The organism is Paenibacillus sp. MY03 (genome assembly GCF_002165585.1).
Taxonomy (GTDB): Bacteria; Bacillota; Bacilli; order Paenibacillales; family Paenibacillaceae; genus Pristimantibacillus; species Pristimantibacillus agaridevorans.
In genome coordinates this window covers 1-14,539 of record NZ_MXQD01000055.1, presented here as the reverse complement: position 1 = coordinate 14,539, position 14,539 = coordinate 1, and the positions used below count along the sequence as shown (strand labels likewise).

At 52.4% G+C, this 14,539-nt stretch carries 14 protein-coding genes and 4 tRNA genes; 1 reads left to right on the top strand and 17 read right to left on the bottom strand.

Annotated features, from left to right (window positions below; genetic code table 11):
* Nucleotides 1–251: 251 nt before the first annotated feature.
* The 13 genes from hisH to B1748_RS30480 form a co-directional block, all read right to left on the bottom strand.
* The gene (gene hisH, locus B1748_RS30540; protein WP_087571749.1) at nt 252–884 is read right to left on the bottom strand and encodes an imidazole glycerol phosphate synthase subunit HisH; all 633 of its coding nucleotides are present in this window, start codon (nt 882–884) and stop codon (nt 252–254) included.
* Between the two features lies 1 nt (nt 885).
* Nucleotides 886–1,485 carry an imidazoleglycerol-phosphate dehydratase HisB gene (hisB, locus tag B1748_RS30535; protein WP_087571748.1) on the bottom strand — a complete coding sequence of 200 codons (600 nt, stop codon included), beginning with the start codon at nt 1,483–1,485 and terminating at the stop codon, nt 886–888.
* A 357-nt stretch (nt 1,486–1,842) separates the two neighbouring features.
* A complete protein-coding gene (gene hisD / locus B1748_RS30530) occupies nt 1,843–3,138 on the bottom strand; it encodes a histidinol dehydrogenase (RefSeq protein ID WP_087571747.1) in 1,296 nt (431 codons plus the stop codon).
* Nucleotides 3,139–3,191: 53 nt separating this feature from the next.
* Nucleotides 3,192–3,800, bottom strand: coding sequence for an ATP phosphoribosyltransferase (gene hisG / locus B1748_RS30525; protein ID WP_218781675.1), 609 nt, complete (start codon nt 3,798–3,800; stop codon nt 3,192–3,194).
* A 26-nt stretch (nt 3,801–3,826) separates the two neighbouring features.
* Nucleotides 3,827–5,086: an ATP phosphoribosyltransferase regulatory subunit gene (locus B1748_RS30520; RefSeq protein WP_087571745.1), complete on the bottom strand. Its 1,260-nt coding sequence runs from the start codon at nt 5,084–5,086 to the stop codon at nt 3,827–3,829.
* Nucleotides 5,087–5,340: 254 nt separating this feature from the next.
* Nucleotides 5,341–5,862: an acyltransferase gene (locus B1748_RS30515; protein ID WP_087571744.1), complete on the bottom strand. Its 522-nt coding sequence runs from the start codon at nt 5,860–5,862 to the stop codon at nt 5,341–5,343.
* Nucleotides 5,849–6,526 (bottom strand): pyrophosphatase PpaX, encoded by a 678-nt coding sequence (ppaX, locus tag B1748_RS30510; protein WP_087571743.1) that lies wholly within the window; start codon nt 6,524–6,526, stop codon nt 5,849–5,851. The genes B1748_RS30515 and ppaX overlap by 14 nt, the downstream gene beginning before the upstream one ends.
* 24 nt (nt 6,527–6,550) lie before the next feature.
* Nucleotides 6,551–7,642, bottom strand: coding sequence for a prolipoprotein diacylglyceryl transferase (gene lgt, locus B1748_RS30505; protein ID WP_087571742.1), 1,092 nt, complete (start codon nt 7,640–7,642; stop codon nt 6,551–6,553).
* Nucleotides 7,643–7,746: 104 nt separating this feature from the next.
* The gene (gene hprK / locus B1748_RS30500) at nt 7,747–8,685 is read right to left on the bottom strand and encodes an HPr(Ser) kinase/phosphatase (RefSeq protein ID WP_087571741.1); all 939 of its coding nucleotides are present in this window, start codon (nt 8,683–8,685) and stop codon (nt 7,747–7,749) included.
* Nucleotides 8,686–8,807: 122 nt separating this feature from the next.
* Nucleotides 8,808–10,280, bottom strand: coding sequence for a DUF4179 domain-containing protein (locus B1748_RS30495; RefSeq protein ID WP_087571740.1), 1,473 nt, complete (start codon nt 10,278–10,280; stop codon nt 8,808–8,810).
* On the bottom strand, nt 10,255–10,812 hold the full coding sequence (locus B1748_RS30490; protein WP_087571739.1) for a sigma-70 family RNA polymerase sigma factor: 558 nt from the start codon (nt 10,810–10,812) through the stop codon (nt 10,255–10,257). Before B1748_RS30490 ends, B1748_RS30495 begins: the two co-directional genes overlap by 26 nt.
* 141 nt (nt 10,813–10,953) lie before the next feature.
* Nucleotides 10,954–12,075 carry an ABC transporter ATP-binding protein gene (locus B1748_RS30485; RefSeq protein ID WP_087571738.1) on the bottom strand — a complete coding sequence of 374 codons (1,122 nt, stop codon included), beginning with the start codon at nt 12,073–12,075 and terminating at the stop codon, nt 10,954–10,956.
* Nucleotides 12,076–12,165: 90 nt separating this feature from the next.
* Complete coding sequence (locus B1748_RS30480; protein WP_087571737.1) at nt 12,166–13,311, bottom strand: PucR family transcriptional regulator; 1,146 nt, start codon at nt 13,309–13,311, stop codon at nt 12,166–12,168.
* Nucleotides 13,312–13,478: 167 nt separating this feature from the next.
* Here B1748_RS30480 and ssuE point away from each other — a divergent pair, with 167 nt between their 5' ends.
* A complete protein-coding gene (gene ssuE / locus B1748_RS30475) occupies nt 13,479–14,039 on the top strand; it encodes an NADPH-dependent FMN reductase (protein ID WP_087571736.1) in 561 nt (186 codons plus the stop codon).
* 135 nt (nt 14,040–14,174) lie between these two features.
* Here the strand turns inward: ssuE and B1748_RS30470 are convergent.
* The 4 genes from B1748_RS30470 to B1748_RS30455 form a co-directional block, all read right to left on the bottom strand.
* A tRNA-Lys gene (locus tag B1748_RS30470) sits at nt 14,175–14,250 on the bottom strand.
* Between the two features lie 12 nt (nt 14,251–14,262).
* Nucleotides 14,263–14,346: transfer RNA gene (locus B1748_RS30465), tRNA-Tyr, on the bottom strand.
* 16 nt (nt 14,347–14,362) lie between these two features.
* Nucleotides 14,363–14,438: transfer RNA gene (locus B1748_RS30460), tRNA-Phe, on the bottom strand.
* Between the two features lie 23 nt (nt 14,439–14,461).
* Nucleotides 14,462–14,538, bottom strand: a tRNA-Asp gene (locus B1748_RS30455).
* Between the last annotated feature and the right edge of the window lies 1 nt (nt 14,539).

Below are 14,539 nucleotides of genomic sequence, written 5' to 3'. Positions count from 1 at the left end.
CTCCGGTTGAAGTCAATAAGGCATCTGATGTCCGTTAACTATTTCAGTTGATTGAATTTGACCAATTTAGCGTCTCATGTGTCCGTTGTCCGTTGGCAATTAACTCCCCAAGAAGGACAGTTTTCCTTATTGTCGGATTAATCGCTTAATCGGGACCCGCTAACGATGCGTCAGCCGGAAATCATTGGCCTTCGTACATCGGTCATTCGTTGATTCGTTGTTTCGTATTTCGTTGTTTCGTTGTTACGTTGTTACGACACATTCGCTGCTATTTTGGGGCTGCCCGTCAACGCCAGGAAATTATCCAACAGCTGCATGCCGAGCTCTCCGCTTTTCTCCGGATGGAACTGCATGCCGTAGACGTTATTCCGACCTACTATCGCGGTTACGTCGCCATTGTAGTCTGTTGTCGCCAGCAGGTCGGAAGCTTGCTCCGGCTTCGCGTGGAAGGAGTGGACGAAGTAGACATGTCCCTCTTCTAGTCCGCGAAGCAACGGCGATTCGGTTTGTCGGAACTGCAGCTTATTCCAGCCCATATGCGGAATTTTGTAGCTGCCGTTGAAGCGGATGACTCGGCCCGGCAGCAAGTTCAGTCCTTCATTGCGGCCGTATTCCTCGCTTTCGCCGAACAGCAGCTGCATGCCGAGACAAATGCCCAGCAGCGGCTTGCCCGATTCGGCATAAAACTTCACCACGTCGTCGAGCTTCGTATTACGCAGGTTCTGCACCGCGTCTCCGAACGCGCCGACGCCTGGCAAAATGGCGCCTTCGGCCTCCACGATCGTCTCGGGATCCGCCGTCACGATAGCCTCGTAGCCGAGTCTTTCTACTGCCTTGCTTACGCTGTGCAGATTGCCCATCCCGTAATCGATGATTGCGATCATGCTACAATACTCCCTTCGTCGAAGGCACTCCTTGCACGCGTGGATCGATGCTGGTCGCTTCGTCAAGCGCGCGTCCCAGCGCCTTGAATACGGCTTCGATCATGTGATGCGTATTTTGTCCGTAGTGTACGATAACGTGCAGTGTAATCCGCGCCTCAAGCGCCAGCTTCCACAGAAACTCGTGGACAAGCTCCGTCGAGAAGCTTCCGACTTGGGCGGATGGATACTGTGCGCGATATTCGAAGTGCGGCCGGTTGCTGACGTCGATCACCACTTGCGCAAGCGCCTCGTCCATAGGCACGAACACGCTCGCGTAACGCTTGATGCCGCGCTTGTCGCCCAGCGCTTCGCGCAGCGTCTGCCCCAGGCAGATACCGATATCCTCGACCGTATGGTGGTCGTCGATATCGATGTCGCCTTGCGCCTCTACGCTCAGGTCGAACTGTCCGTGCTTCGCGAACAGGTCCAGCATATGATTCAGGAACGGCACATCCGTCTCCAGCTTCGCCTCACCCGTACCGTCTACCGCAAACGCCAGCTTAATGTCCGTTTCATTTGTTTTGCGCTCTACCGACGCTTCACGTTTGTTATTGTCAGTCATCTTCGTTTCCTCCTGATTGGTATATGTCTCATATCTCTATCTGATGTGCGGCGAGGTTTTAAGTCGGTCTCAACGACTTAACTCCCTTCGTACGCACCATTTGAGGCATTTAAGTCGGTCTCGACGACTTAACTCCCCTCGCACGCACCATTGCGTGCAGTTAAGTCGGTCCCGACGACTTAACTCCCTTCGTACGCACCATTTGAGGCATTTAAGTCGGTCCCGCCGACTTAACTCCCCTCGTACGCACCATTGCGGGCATTTAAATCGGTCCCGACGACTTAACTCCCCTCGCACGCACCATTGCGGGCATTTAAGTCGGTCCCGACGACATAGCGCCTCTCCAGTCGGGCTGTCCTATGCGCCCGACCCGCCTTCCTTCTCCAAACGGATCTCGATCGCTCGGGCATGGCCTTCCAGCCCTTCGTGGCGCGCGAGCGTCATAATTTTGTCGCCATTCGCGAGCAACGCTTCCTTGCTATAGTAGATCAGACTCGACTTCTTCATAAAGTCGTCTACGTTCACCGGAGACGAAAATCTCGCCGTACCGTTCGTCGGAATAATGTGGTTCGGACCCGCAAAATAATCCCCCACCGGCTCCGAGCTATAAGGACCCAAGAAAATCGCCCCCGCGTTCTCGATGTGACCCAGCAGCTTCATCGGGTCGGCCGTCAGCACTTCCAGATGCTCCGGCGCGAGCTGGTTTACGACCGCGATGCCCTCATCGATGGAGTCCACCAGCAGCACCGCTCCGTAGCTGTCGATGGAAGCCCGCGCGATCTCCGCGCGCGGCAGCGTCGCCAGCTGGCATTCTACCTCGGCGGCCACGGCCTTCCCCAACGCCTCGGACGGCGTTACGAGCACGGCCGAGGCCATCTCGTCATGCTCCGCCTGCGACAACAGGTCCGCCGCGATATAGGCCGCATCGGCAGTCTCGTCGGCGAGCACGACGATCTCGCTTGGTCCGGCGATGCTGTCGATATCGACAGCGCCGAACACCGCCCGCTTCGCCAGCGCTACGTAAATATTGCCCGGTCCCGTAATCTTGTCGACCGGGGCGATGCTCTCCGTGCCATACGCAAGCGCAGCGATGGCTTGAGCGCCTCCGACCCGGTACATCTCCCGCACGCCCGCCTCAGCGGCAGCGACGAGTATATACGGGTCGATACCCGCTTTGCCGCCCGTTGCAGGAGGCGTCACCATGACGATCTCCGGCACGCCGGCCACCTGCGCCGGAATGACGTTCATCAGCACGGACGAAGGGTACGCCGCCTTGCCGCCGGGCACATAGACGCCTACACGCTTCAGCGGCCGCATAATCTGCCCCAGCATGGTACCGTCCGATGATAAGTCCATCCACGAATTTCGTTTTTGCTTCTCGTGGAACGTCCTAATATTAACGGCAGCCTCGCGAATCGCCGTCAGGAACCTCTCGTCTACATCGCTGTATGCCGCTTCGATTTCCTCTCGCGTCACACGAAGCTCTTCCGCTACCATCTTCACGCCGTCGAACTGCTCGGAGTACCGCAGCAGCGCAGCATCGCCCTCCGCCTTCACGTCTCCGACGATCTTCAAGGCGCTGGCATTCTGCTCGGGCGTTCCGTATTCCACCTCGCGTTTCAATCCGAATTGCTCGGCGCGCATTATTCGCATCCCGCTTCCGCTCCCTCCATCTATCTTTGTCTCCACCACTCGCCTGTGCCGCCCTAAACTTTAGCCGAAATCACCTCATGAAGCTTGTCGCATAAGCTTTGGATGCTGTCGTTCTTCATCCGGTAGCTGACGCGGTTCGCGATCAGTCGGCTCGTAATGCCGAAGATGGATTCCATCTCGACAAGGCCGTTCTCCTTGAGCGTCTGCCCCGTCTCCACCATATCAACGATTCGGTCGGCCAGCCCGATCAACGGCGCCAGCTCGATGGAGCCGTTCAGCTTAATAACCTCCACCTGCTGACCTTGCTCGCGGAAGTACGCCGATGCCACGTTGGGATACTTCGTCGCCACGCGCGGATGAATCGTCGGCTTCCAGTCCGGCAGACCAATGACGGACATGCGGCACTTCGCGATACCGAGATCCAGCAGCTCGTAGACGTCCTTGTTCTCCTCCATCAGCACGTCCTTGCCAACAATGCCGATATCCGCCACGCCGTATTCCACGTAAGTCGGCACATCGACCGGCTTCGCCATAATGAACTCCATATTCGCTTCCGGCAGCTCGATGATCAGCTTACGCGTATCGTCAAAATCGCTCGGAATCGGCAAACCCGCTTCTCGAAACAGCTTGGATGCCTGCTTATAGATCCGCCCCTTAGGCATCGCGACCTTTAATATTTCCTTACTCACTATACGCCGCCTCCTTCTACGCCAAGGAACACGCCAAGCTCGCTATACCGCAAGCCCTTGTACGAAAATGCCGCTGCCCCTGTGCCGTTGTCCGCATCCCCCATAACCTCGGCTTGTTTGACCGCGACTACGTCAGTCAACTCGCGATCCAGACTCTCTGCCCGCTCCGTCACGACAGCTGCTCCCTGACCGCGAAGCCGCTGGGCTTCCGCCAACGCTTCCTTGCGCCCTGCCGTGTTGTATACGATCAGCGTACGCTCTTCGGCAACATTATCCTCTGCTCCCAGCAGCTCCAGGATACGCGTAGTCTTAAGCGCGAAGCCTGTCGCCGGCGCCGGCCGGCCGAACTGCGATAACAGATTGTCGTAGCGCCCTCCGCTAACGACAGGGAATCCAAGATCCGCCGCATAGCCCTCGAACGTCATGCCCGTGTAATAAGAGAAGTCGCCGATCATTGTCAGATCGATCAGAACATGATCGCATACGTCGTACGCCTTGAGCACTTCCCATGTCTCGCATAGATGATTGATCGCGTCCTTGGCGGTCTCTCCTCCATGCAGTTGCATCGCCTGTTCGCAAATTTCGGCTCCGCCGCGCAATCTTAGAATACTTTCCAGTTCGCGGCGAACCGGTTCCTCCAGCGACAGCTTGCCAAGCTGCTCGCGGTACCCGACATGATCTCGGCCAAGCAAGCAAGCCTTCAGCAGTTCCTGCTCCTCCTTGCGGTTCTGCAGCGCTTCGCCGAGCAAGCCATTGAGGAAACCTACATGGCCGATTGCAATCTTGAAGCGATCCACGCCCTGAGCCTTCAGCGACGCAATCGCCAGCGCGACCACCTCGGCGTCCGCCTCCGCCGACGAATCGCCGACGAGCTCCACGCCCGTCTGGAAAAACTCCGCCTCCCTGCCGGCTTCTTCCTCGATGGAACGGAATACATTGGAATGATAAGACAGCCGCAGCGGGAAACTGGACTCCTTGAGAAGCGACGATACAACGCGGGCGATCGGCGCGGTCATCTCGGATCTCAGCACCAGCGTCGTGCCTCTATTGTTAAGCAACTTATATAGTTTCTGATCGGATGTAGAGCTTGCAACACCAACCGTGTCATAGAACTCCATCGTTGGAGTCATGATTTGTTCGTAGCCCCACTTCTCCATGCATGCGAGCGCCTCGCGCTCGATATGACGCAGCTTTTTGACTGCATCTGGCAAATAATCCTTGACACCGATTGGCTTTTCGAACATTTTTGGCTTAGACATATCCGGGTCTCCTTCGGTTTGCTGTATTGTCTTTGAGGAGCTTCTTTAAAGGTTTTCTCGCATTTATCTCAATCAATCATCCCAATCACTTTAGTGCGTTAAATCGCTAATATGGTACCTTGCTAATAAAATAAAGAATTTCAATCGATCTTAGCATGCACATCGGCCTCTCGTCAAGCTAACCACGCAAAAAATAGACGTCCCATCTGGCTGCTCCCACTCCCGAACGGAAATCGGCGCAGCCTGCTGGACGTCTAGCTTTCGCCATCTCCAGCCATGTTGCTGGCTGACGATGGTTTTGATTCGATGAGGCGCATCGGATTGCCTCCTACGAAGGCGGATGCGGGTACGTCCTTATGTACAAGCGTACCGGCGGACACAATCGCATGATCGCCGATTTTCACGCCGGGCAAAATGGTGCAATTCGCTCCGATCATGACGTGATCGCCAATGACGACGTCTCCGATCCGGTATTCGTTGATGAGATATTCATGAGTCAATATCGTCGTGTTGTAGCCGATAATCGAGTTGCGTCCGACTGAAATCCGTTCGGGAAAAAATACATCCACCATCACCATGAGCGCGAAGGCGGTATGCTCGCCTACCTTCATCCCGAGCACCTTGCGGTAAATCCAATTTTTCCACGATAATTCAGGGCAATAACGAGCCAACTGGATCGCGATGAAATTACGGACGGCTTTCGCGCGGCTGACCGTCTTATATACCTGCCACAGCGCGTTAGGGCCGTCCACGGAATGCCGATCAACGTTCCGCAAGGATCTCCCGCTCCAATCCGGCGAAGGCGTACAGCTCCCGCATGTCGTCGATGACATAAGCGGCTCCGGCATCGCGCAGAATTTGACCGCCTTTCATCGACCATGCCACACCAACCGGAAGAACACCGGCCGCCGAAGCCGCCCCCATGTCAACCGTGCTGTCTCCTAGCATCAACGTTGTCGCCGGATCGGCTCCGAGCAACTCCAATGCTTTGAGCACCGGCTCGGGATGCGGCTTTGCATTCGCAACATCATCGATCGTGATAACGACGTCCATGTAAGAATGGATGCCGACGAACTTAAGTCCCCGCTCCGTTGTCAGTCTCATCTTTGTCGTCACGACACCCAGCTTGACGCCATTCGCCTTAAGCCTCTCGAGTACTTCCTTCACGGCTTCGAACGGCTTCACGTAATCGTCATGCAGCCTAAGATTAACTTCGCGATAGGCATCCACGAGATGATTGACATCCTCTAGTCCGGAGAAACGCCTCATCTGATCGACCAGCGGCGCCCCCATGCTCGGTATAATATGGTCCCGGCAGAACCCTTCGGGCACAGATCCCTTGAGCGCCTCCAGAAACGAAGTAATAATCAATTCGTTCGTATCCAATATCGTACCGTCCAGATCGAACAGCATCGTGCGAATATCGTTCCTTACCTCCATGCTTTGTTTACCTCCTGCTGTCTGTTAACTATCTTTGCGGGTATCGTCCGGTGTTATAATGGGGCTCTCTGAATCATCTTGCTGGTCAGCCTGCTCGGCTACTACACTCGACTTGTCTTTCTTAGCAGCGATTTCGTTGTTATCGGAATCAGCGCCAGCACCTTCGATCAGACCGTTGCGTTCAGGCTTGGTCGTGACGATCGGATCAAGGTATCTGACAGTTGCATTGCCCGTTGCACGTCTAATAATAATGAAGGCGATCGCAGCGACGATCAACAGCAGCGCCAACATTTGCGAAATTCTAATATTGCCGTAAGCCGGATCCAGATACCCCTGATCGAACACTCCAGTCATTGGCGTCCATAGTGCATTAATGAAGTCTGCGACCCACTTCGGTCCGATAAATGCCAGACTGTCTATGCGAAGCGCTTCAATAAAGAAACGGCCGATGGAATACCAGATAAAGTAAGCGGCCATAAGCTCGCCGGCCCGCAGGAACTTCTGACGGCGCAGGATGAACAGAATACCCAGTCCCACCAAACTCCATAGCGATTCGTACAAAAATGCGGGATGGCGGAATGCGCCTTCCGGAATAGCGGAATCCACAATGAACATATGGTTTACGATGAAGGAAGGAATGTGCAGCGTGTTGCGCAGAAATTCTTCGCTGACCGGTCCGCCGTAAGCTTCTTGGTTCATAAAGTTGCCCCAGCGGCCGATCATCTGGCCAATTAACAGAGCCGGTACGCAAATATCAACGATGCGCCAGAAGCTGTAGCCCTTGTACCTGGAGTAAATAATGCCGCAAATAAAGGCGCCGATAATCGCGCCGTAAATAGCGATGCCGCCCTCCCAAATTTTGAAAATATCGAGCGGGTTATCCTTATAATCTTCCCACATAAACGCCACATAATAAATTCTCGCTGCAATTATAGCCGACGGAGCGCCAATCAACAGCAAGTCCATAAAGAAATCCGGCTTGATGCCGAACCGTTTGCCCTCGCGCACCGCGAGCAGAAGCCCCGCCAATGCAGCTAGTCCCAAAATAATGCCGTACCAGCGAACCGACAGCGGCCCGAGTGTGAATACGACAGGATCAATCGCAAGCATGCTCATCGTTTTCAATTTCCCCTTTTCTACCTTTAGTGAATTGAGTTGCCGCCTTGCCTTTCCGAAAGCGCTGACGGTCCCGTTGGGGAAGCGCCAGCGCCCTCCTTCAATCAATCATAGTCGTCCATGTCGTCGGCGATTGTCTCTGTCAGCTTGTTCGTGAATTGCAGCGCGGCGTTGTAGCCCATCCGTTTCAGTCGGAAGTTCATGGCTGCCACCTCGATAATAACGGCAAGGTTACGCCCCGGACGAACCGGTATCGTCACTAAAGTTACGTCGGTGTCGATAATCCGTGTCGTCTCCTCGTCCAACCCCAGCCTATCGTATTGTTTGTCCTGTTGCCAGTTTTCCAGCTTGATTACCAGCCCAATCCGCTTCTGCGAACGAACGGCACCCGCTCCGAACAACGTCATGACGTTAATAATGCCAAGACCACGAATCTCTAACAAATGTCTAATGAGCTCAGGCGCTGATCCATGCAGCTGACCGTCCGAAGTTTGTCGGATCTCGACCGCATCATCCGCGACAAGGCGATGGCTGCGTTTCACCAGCTCAAGCGCCGTCTCGCTCTTGCCGATTCCGCTGCCGCCGGTAATCAGCATGCCTACGCCATACACATCTACCAAAACGCCATGAATCGTGGCTGTCGGAGCAAGTTTGCGCTCAAGGAAATCCGTAATGCGGCTTGTCAGAATCGTCGTGGCGATATTGCTGCGCAGCACGGGGATATTCGTTTCATTGGACTGGTCAATCAGCTCCTGCGGCGCATCCAATCCCCTGGTCAGAATAATACATGGCGTCTCTTCATTACATAACCGAATCATTCTGTTCTTGCGTTCCTCGCTGTCGAGCATGCTAAGGAACGAAATTTCAGTCTTGCCAAGCAGTTGCACGCGCTCCACGGGATGATAATGGAAGTAGCCGGCCATCTCAAGCCCTGGCCGATACAGATCATCCACTGTAATGTTGCGCTTCAAACCGTCTTCGCCCGCCAATATTTCCATCTGGAAATGGCGAACCAGCTCGGATACTTTCACTTTCTTAGCCAATGGTTCGGCCTCCTTCTTAAAGCAGCTATGTGATAGGGCGTTATGTATGTGTATTTCCAATGTCTTCATCGTAATGCAAAAAGACGCCAAACGCAACGTTTCCGCCGCGTGGCGTCATCTTCTTATTTGATGGGAATCGCAATTTCCTTAAAAGCATGACCGAGATATTGTTCGATCTCGATAGTCAAAGGCTGAACATACTCTTCGTTCGGGATATTATAATAATAGGTTACTCGATGCCTGTCACCTGCTCCGAACCGTGAAACAGTCATACCGTTGGTGCCATAGCTTGTTCCTCGTGTGATCGAATAGGCAGTTCCTTCGGCATCTCGCACAACGCCGTTAAAACCAAATAAAAGAATATCTCTCATAACCGTCTGTGGATCATCCGCCTGCGACAATTCAAACGACAGATCTATCGCTTCACCTGACTGCCTTGCCTCGCCAAGCTTCAACCGTCCATCAGGCGCCTCTAGCAGCTTTCCTTGCTCCGTATCGATTACAACCTTCATTCCGCGATCGGACATCAGCAATCCTTTCGCCTTCAACGTTAAAGTCTCCGGCTTCTGGAAGTACGAGCTTTGGAAATGACGGACGATCTTCGTGTCGAGATCCCCCATTCCCGATTTCGTCTGATAGCTTCGACCTCGTTCATCCACAAGCTCCAGATCGATAAAGTCGTTCAGCCTTTTCTCATTCCCGGATGCACTTTCAAACGTAATCGACACCTGCAGCGGCGTTATAACGGCTTTCTTGATCTCGATCCGCTGCCCCTCAACCTCGATCGTCTGATTCAAGTCAATGACTTCGGTCATCTCATCGAATCGGCTATGGTCGATCGGAACCTGCACCTCCAGCCATTCGCCGCCTAACTCCAGCTTAAACTGTATTTCGTGCGGCACGGGTTCGCCAGGCGCCATCATAATATCCAGATAATCCTGTACAACACTGTCCTTATTATCCTTTTCCCGAAAATAATGAGCAGAGCCGATTGAGGCCACCACATTCCCGCCGTTCTCATTTTTGAGCTCATAGGACAGAGACGGTGTATCCTCCTCACTAATCCCCGGCCCTTCAGCCGTATACAACAACACAACCCGCTGTGCATCCGCTATAACGCCGTTCACCGTAAATGTATATCCATTCCGTTCGTCGGACTTGCCCACGACCTGAATGTATTCGTTGTCGATCGCCGATTGCAAGGAACCATCGTAGCTTACCAACTCCACAAATCCGGCGAAACCGGGTATATCTTTGACAATAGCCGCGAAGCCAGGAGAGATTCGTACAAAAGCCGTTAATACAAACAACATCGCAAGGACTGCGGCGCTTAGCTGAAGGCTCATTCGCTTGCCGCGCTGCCGTGCACTTCTCTTGCGCCCTTGTTCCATTCCAGCTGCCAATACTTGATGCAGCTTCGAAGTTAACAAAGACTCCTCGCTTAATTGAATGCTCTGTCTCACCAGATCCGCATCTTTTAATAAGACGGCAACCACCTCTCGATCTGCTTGTTCTATATCCCTTTCATCGATTCCAGTATCATCCGAGCACTTTTCCTCTTCCGACGCTTTATCCTTCTTCAGCCAATCGCTCATGCCGAATCCCCCCCTCCCTTTCGCCGATTTCCGCTCTTAATTGCTTCAGTGCTTTGTGAAGCCATGTACGTATTGTCCCATCCGGCTTCTCCATCATTTCTGCGATTTGCGTAATGGTCATGTCCCTGTAATACTTTAATACAATCACCATTTTGTAATGGGGAAGCAGCTTTGCCAACTGCTCCTCTATACCGAGACGTTCGATCGATTCTTGACCAGGGCCTGCAACATCTTTTAATGTCGAATCCGAAGGCATTTCCCGCTTTCTTTTTTTCCTTTCGTCCATACAGACGTTTATTAAAATTCGAATCATCCAAGTTGTGAAATATCTACTGTCTTTCAAGCTTTTTCTTTTGCTCCAAACGCGGCACACCGTTTCCTGTATGGCTTCCAGCGCGTCATCCTCATTACGCAAGTAAGCAAAAGCAATGCCGTACATTTTGTCCTTTTCCGACTGAATTCGTGCCAGCAGCGTTTCTTGGCTCCAATTCTTCAGCCCTTGGACATGCTTTGAATCCTCATTCTCTTGCACGACATCCCTCCTCGACAACCTGTCTCGTCTCTTTCCCGTTAATTATTAGACTCTTTAGGAAAGCAAACGGTTTTCCCCTCCGAAAAAATAAAAGAACCTCAGGCTTATGCCTAAGGTTCTCTATTATAAGGGGGATTAGAATTAGCTTTCGAAGATGTTCAGTTCGGACTCTTTGTCGAAAAGGTGAACTTTGTTCATGTCCAGGGCCAGCTTTACGCTTGCACCATCACGGATTGCGGAACGGCCGTCTACACGAGCGATTACCGTGTCGTTGCCGATACCGTTCAGGTACAGATACATTTCGTGACCAAGGTTCTCGGCTACCTCTACGTTCGCGTTTACGATCGTGCCAGGGGAAGCTTCCAGGAACACAGGCTCTTCGTGGATGTCCTCAGGACGAATACCGAGGATGACTTCTTTGCCGATGTAGCCTTTGGAACGAAGCGTTGCTGCTTTGCCTTCTGGTACAACCACGTCTACGCCGGAAGCTTTGAACTTAACTGCGCCGCCTTGCTCGCTCAACGAGCCCGTCACGAAGTTCATGGAAGGAGCTCCGATGAAACCTGCAACGAAGATGTTAACCGGATGATTGTACAGTTCCTCTGGGGAAGCCGTTTGTTGAATGAAGCCGTCTTTCATAACGACGATGCGATCGCCCATTGTCATGGCTTCGATCTGGTCATGCGTTACGTAAATCGTTGTTGTTTCCAGACGTTTAGTCAGCTTGCTGATCTCCGCGCGCATTTGGCCACGAAGTTTGGCGTCCAAGTTGGAGAGCGGCTCATCCATCAAGAATACTTGCGGTTCACGAACGATTGCGCGGCCCAAGGCAACACGCTGACGTTGACCGCCGGAGAGAGCTTTTGGTTTACGGTCGAGCAAATGCTCGATATCAAGAATTTTAGCAGCTTCACGAACGCGTTTGTCGATGTCTGCTTTTTTGAATTTACGAAGTTTCAGACCGAACGCCATATTTTGGTACACGTTCATATGCGGGTACAAGGCGTAGGATTGGAATACCATCGCGATGTCGCGATCTTTAGGAGCAACGTCGTTCACGAGACGGTCGCCGATGAACAATTTACCTTCCGAGATTTCTTCAAGACCTGCGATCATACGAAGCGTCGTCGATTTACCGCAACCGGATGGTCCTACCAATACCAAGAATTCTTTGTCCTTGATATCAAGATTTACGTCGGTTACAGATGCTTTATCGGAACCCGGATATTTTTTGTAAATGCCTTCTAAGCGTACGCCTGCCATGATCAATTTCCCCCTAAGAAAAGAATTTCGATATGCATCTATCTTATCCCACAGACGGGCAGATGACTATGCACATACTTTACAAAAAAACTAATTCCTTTTCGTAACTTTGTACAATAGCAAAATGATCTTAACAAGCACGGCATCTCTAAACTGCCGAACATCAAGCCCCGTCTCCTGCTTGAGCTTGTCCAGCCGATATAAAAGCGTGTTCCGGTGAATATAAAGCCTCTTCGCCGTCTCGCTGACATTGCAATCCAATGAGAAAAACGTCTCCAGCGTAGCCAGCATCTCCGGCTCCACAAATAGATCGGCACGCTTCAGCGATTGCTCCAGGTACTTCGCGCGATAGCTCTCCGGAATCGTGTTCAACAGCCTTTCGAGCTGCAGCATCCATGGAAGATGAATATTCGTCCCCACATGGAATTTCCGTCCGAGATTGATCGTTTCGCGCAGCAGCATCGTCACCTCTACCATTCCTTTGGACGGTGTTACTGGAAGTCCGACGGCCAGATGACACTCGCCCAGCCACTCGCTTGCCAACATCTCATGCAGACCGGACGTTATGGAAGCAAGACTATCCTCCATCGATTCCTCTTCTGTCGCATCATAAGGTTCGGCATCCTCATCTCTGAGCAATGCCATCGGTCCCCAGATCAACCATTCCTGACTCTTGAGCGGAATAAGCAGAATATCCTCCGACAGAAACGACTTGAGAAGTTTCTCAAGCTCGGTGTAAGCCGCCGCCTTCGTGGTCGTTGTCTGCTCCGTTATTAGAAGGAAAGGAATCATGTCGTAATACAATCGGCTGCCCACTGTGAGATGATCGGGCAAGGAATAAGCCGGTTCATCGGAGTCCAGCTGCTGCTGGAGCCATTCGCTTAACCGCTCAGCGAACCGTTCCGAATCGCTAATGTTAGCATTCGGCTTCGCGGGCAGGTTGCGCACCGTCATGTAAAGCGTCCAACTGATCAGATCCTTTTCCTTCGTCGTCAACGAAGTGTCCGCGATTTCAAGCACGGACAGCTCCTGTTTCTGCCTTCCTGCAATAAACCAGGTCGACGACTCTGCCTTTTCGATTCTTGTACCGGGGGCAAGTGCTTCGCTCTTATCGGGCTGCCACTTGGCATCGGCTTCTTGTACGAACGTTTCCCATTCCTGGACCGTTCTCGTTTTCAATTGAATAGGGCTATTCAGAATGTGCTGCAGCGGCATCAACCAGTCTGTCTTGCTCATTACTTAATCTCCACTCTCCATGAATAGACGCTTTTTTATCATTGTACCATAACCCTGCGATGAATATTAATTAGCATCCGTTTGACCCTACTCCCGATTCATGATACTCTACTGCCAAACGATTCCTGGGGGCACTATAAGCCCCAGTCACGAAGGAGAACTGGTCTATGTCCACAATCGCAATCATTTCCGGTAGTCCCAATGCAACTTCCCGTCTCAACGGCATCATCGATTACGCCCGTAAGGAAATAGAATCCCTTGGTCACACGACTAATACGATAACCGTAGTATCTCTGCCTGCTGATGATCTTGTCCATGCCAGATTCGGCAGCGCCTCTATCGTAGAGGCCAACCGGATCGTCGAAGAGGCGGATGCCGTCATCATTGCCAGCCCAGTATACAAAGCCTCCTACACTGGCGTATTGAAAGCTTATATTGACCTGCTCCCGCAGAAAGGGCTGGAAGGCAAACTTGTTGCCCCTCTCTTCATCGGCGGAACGCTTGCTCACTTATTGAGCATCGATTATTCATTAAAACCGGTCCTGTCTTCCATGGGAGCAAGACATTTCGTTCGTGGCGTCTATGCGACAGACGAACTGGTGACACGCATTCAAGACGGCTCAATCGAAACCAAATTCGAGCTCGGCGCCGAGCTGCAAGGACGTCTTCAAGAGACGGTAAAGGAGCTCGATGCAGAATTGCGTATGAGAGCGGCGTTTAATAAATAGTACGTGGCGATAATAAAAGGGCCGACGCATGATGAAATGCGTCGGCCCTTTTCAAGTAAGAAAATCCGTGTAGACATCTCCATACAACAAAAAAAAGAGGCATCGCCTCTTGTCTGGTTAATTAGTAATAAAAACTGGTGAGCCATGAAGGACTCGAACCTTCGACACCCTGATTAAAAGTCAGGTGCTCTACCAACTGAGCTAATGGCTCCTGTTAAGGAACTGGTGGAGGATGATGGATTCGAACCACCGAACCCGAAGGAAGAGATTTACAGTCTCCCGCGTTTGGCCACTTCGCTAATCCTCCACGTTATAAATCCTAATGGTGGCTCGGGACGGAATCGAACCGCCGACACGAGGATTTTCAGTCCTCTGCTCTACCGACTGAGCTACCGAGCCTTACTTGCTAAGTTATAAAGAAATGGCGGAGCTGACGGGATTCGAACCCGCGGTCTCCTGCGTGACAGGCAGGCATGTTAGGCCTCTACACCACAGCTCCA